General features: G+C 34.9%; 7 protein-coding genes. All 7 read right to left on the reverse strand.

Annotated features, from left to right (window positions below; genetic code table 11):
* Window positions 1-27: 27 nt before the first annotated feature.
* Window positions 28-444 (reverse strand): hypothetical protein, encoded by a 417-nt coding sequence (locus tag PL9631_RS27315; protein ID WP_083616420.1) that lies wholly within the window; start codon window positions 442-444, stop codon window positions 28-30.
* Between the two features lie 114 nt (window positions 445-558).
* Window positions 559-942: a hypothetical protein gene (locus PL9631_RS27320; protein ID WP_083616422.1), complete on the reverse strand. Its 384-nt coding sequence runs from the start codon at window positions 940-942 to the stop codon at window positions 559-561.
* A gap of 307 nt (window positions 943-1,249) precedes the next feature.
* Complete coding sequence (locus PL9631_RS27325; RefSeq protein ID WP_083616424.1) at window positions 1,250-1,603, reverse strand: hypothetical protein; 354 nt, start codon at window positions 1,601-1,603, stop codon at window positions 1,250-1,252.
* Between the two features lie 98 nt (window positions 1,604-1,701).
* Entirely contained in the window at window positions 1,702-2,052 is a 351-nt protein-coding gene (locus PL9631_RS27330; protein ID WP_083616426.1) for a hypothetical protein, read from the reverse strand.
* 58 nt (window positions 2,053-2,110) lie between these two features.
* Window positions 2,111-2,395, reverse strand: coding sequence for a hypothetical protein (locus tag PL9631_RS27335; protein ID WP_083616428.1), 285 nt, complete (start codon window positions 2,393-2,395; stop codon window positions 2,111-2,113).
* Window positions 2,396-2,473: 78 nt separating this feature from the next.
* On the reverse strand, window positions 2,474-2,752 hold the full coding sequence (locus PL9631_RS27340; protein WP_083616430.1) for a hypothetical protein: 279 nt from the start codon (window positions 2,750-2,752) through the stop codon (window positions 2,474-2,476).
* A gap of 54 nt (window positions 2,753-2,806) precedes the next feature.
* Window positions 2,807-2,989, reverse strand: a 183-nt coding sequence (locus tag PL9631_RS27345) for a hypothetical protein (RefSeq protein WP_231516668.1), incomplete at its 5' end; no start/stop codon positions are given.

A 2,989-nucleotide genomic window follows, 5' to 3' on the forward strand; every position in this document is an offset into this window, starting at 1 on the left:
GAATCTAATTAATTAAGGGTTTATTGATTAGGGTTTAACGAGATTCAACTTAAAACCTAATTGCTTCAATAGTTCGTAGAAGGCTTCGGGTTGCATTTTGTCGTGAGAGTCGATACCTCCTAATGGGGCTAGGGATTCAATACGATGAACAAAACTAACTGCTCGAATGATTATTTCTGCATAGGGCCGTTGCTCCTCATCCTTAATCAATAAAGCTATCTGCTTGTGATTCATTGCCATACTTCTCAAACACTTAAATTCTCGTGTTTGCTTTTCGTCTAATCGACTGTTCTGAATTTGATGCCAGAGATTCTCCCGAAAACTTTGGGGAGTATAGCCAAAAGTCTGAAATTCTTTCCCCATATCAACTAAATGTTTTCGGTTTTTACGAAGAACAGGGAAAACTATTTTGATGTTTAGAATTGGAAATTGAAAGTTAGTCATTGTTTGTTATCAAAAAACTTCATCGATTCTTGCGTTAGCATCTCACCACTAACTTTGAGGATAAAAAAAAGCCTTAATCTCACAAAGAGACTAAGACTTAATTAGTTAAGAGGTTTAGAAAGGTTTGGGCTCGTATTCGGAATCAGCTTCTTGATACTTTTGTTTCAGTTGATTAACTTTTGATTCAGTTGATTTAGATTCTTTGGCTTGATAATTGGATTTTTGTTGGTAATAATCTGAACGAATTTCCATAAGTTCATCTTCGGTATAACCCATGTCTTTGATGAACTTTTGGACTTTAGCTAAATCCATTTTGTTGATTTCATGCTTGAGCCATTCGGTTTTGAAGATTTCATAAAGTTCTAAACCATTGATTTCTTTACCTTCAATTCTCAAGCCTTTATTGGTACTCTTATAATGTTGCCAAGCCAGGATTCGGAAGCAATCTACAAGAATTGAGGTTGTTTTTTGAGCTTTAGTTTGAATAAGGATAGACATTGTATTAAGAAAAAGAAACAACGCCTATCTTTAGCGATAGCTACCCTATTCAGAAACTTTGAAATACTCTATACTCCAAATAGAATAAAGCAAAATTAGTTTTACTTTACGCTTCTTGGTTCGCCCCAAATAACAACCAGGGAATCTTACCCAAATCCCATTATTGGCAATGGCAAATATTATCCCAAATTTCCCAATAAGATTAGGATATTCGCCATCGGAATCTAAGCCTTTAATCTTGACTTTCTGATTCCTTTTGAGTTTTGGAAATAACGGTAATTGTAATTGAATGTGCTTGGATTTGGAACTATGGGGTGAATTTCTCATATAATGTTTTCTCCAATTGTTGAATTAATTCATTACTTCTTTCAATAAATTCTGCATAAGGAACTTTGGCGATTCTGAAGGTACGACTCATTGCCCATCGTTCATCAGAATCTATTTCTGGGCCGCATTCCCCACAATATTCTTTGATTTCGAGAGAAACGTTTTTAGCCCATATTGTTATCTGGATGTAGTAACTATTCATGTCATCGTTCTCTGGCATTATAAACTTAGAGAATCTTATAAACGGAATCTCTTTACCGTCTGGTGATTCCCAGGTATCTCGTTCTCCTTGCCAATCTAATGCTTGACAAATTTTGATTACTTTATCTCTCATTTGTGTTATCCTTAATTTGCACAGAATTGAACGCAATAGCAAAACCAATAACGTTATTCCCTTGAGTAACATTATTGGTTTGTTATTTGTTATTGAATTTATGATTGAAGTTCATTAAAGAGATTTAACAAACTATCAATGGAGAGTTCTTTAACTTTAAATTCAAAGGGAAAAGAGGGATTACGTTTAGAATCACGGAACTCCTGAATATGTCCCCCATAGAATTGAATTTGGTCATAGAGGATTGATTGTTCTTCGGTTGTCGAACCAATATAAGCAATAAAACTGGTAAATCCCGAATCAGAATCAGGAGCCTCTGACCAATTAAATTGATTGTTTTTGGTTCCACAAATGGTAATGCGATCGCTAAGTTCGACTGTAAGATAATTACCATGAGGACTTGATTTAATTACTTTACCTTTAATTCCTGCAAAAGTTATGGTATTCATTGATTTAGTTAAGAAACTTCATTGAATTATCGCGATAGCGACCTACCGCTCAAGTTATTTATTGGAGTGCTTGAAAAGCGGCTTGAAGCTGATACAGGTTTGCGTTTTCAAGATTGAATTGTTCCCGATACTCCCGCACAGTTTTGAGTTCAATTTCTTCAAGATTAACAGAAAGTTCGCAGTTGCGGGGAGCAAAGAGGTTGAAGCAATTGAGGTCATTAAATCCCTTAAAGTATTCGATTCGATAATTAATCCCAGATTCTTTAAGAGCTTGTTCAATTGCTTCCTGCTCGAAACAGCAAAAGCTCGAATACATTTCTAATTCAGTATTTGATTCAGTCATTTGATTTAGTTAAGAGAAACTTCATTAAATTCAAGCGGTAGCTAGAGCATTAAAGTTTCTAATTACCGCTTAATTGAATTAGATTTGAGCTAAGATTTCTCCAATTCTGTTGTAATCATCATCCCTTTCAGTTAGATAATTACCGTATCCTGCACCTGTATAGTAGAAAGTGTTCTCAGTCGGCATGAAGATAATGCAGTTGTGACCATACAAAGGAAATAAATCTTTTAAATGGGGTTGAATATTTTCTCGTTCCCATTTAAGTTTTGCATTCAGTCGGTCAAAAACACTGCCTTTGGATTTATCGGGTTCAGGTTTAGGAGCTTTAGAACCGAATTTAGGTGGAATTCTAATCATTGATTTAGTTCAAAAAAACTTCATTAAATTTAAGCGGTAGCTGGTAAATCCCAATTACTGTTTATTGATTTCTTGACCGTATTGAACTAATTTTTGAATCTCCCATAGACAGGAGCTACGCAGAATGTCAGTTTTGAGATTAAATTGTTCACGATACTTGAGGACAATTTCCATCTCAATAGAACGTAAATCTAAATCATTAGGTTCAGTAAAGAGATTGAAACAGTCAAGGGGTCG

It is taken from the genome of Planktothrix paucivesiculata PCC 9631, assembly GCF_900009265.2.
Taxonomy (GTDB): domain Bacteria; phylum Cyanobacteriota; class Cyanobacteriia; order Cyanobacteriales; family Microcoleaceae; genus Planktothrix; species Planktothrix paucivesiculata.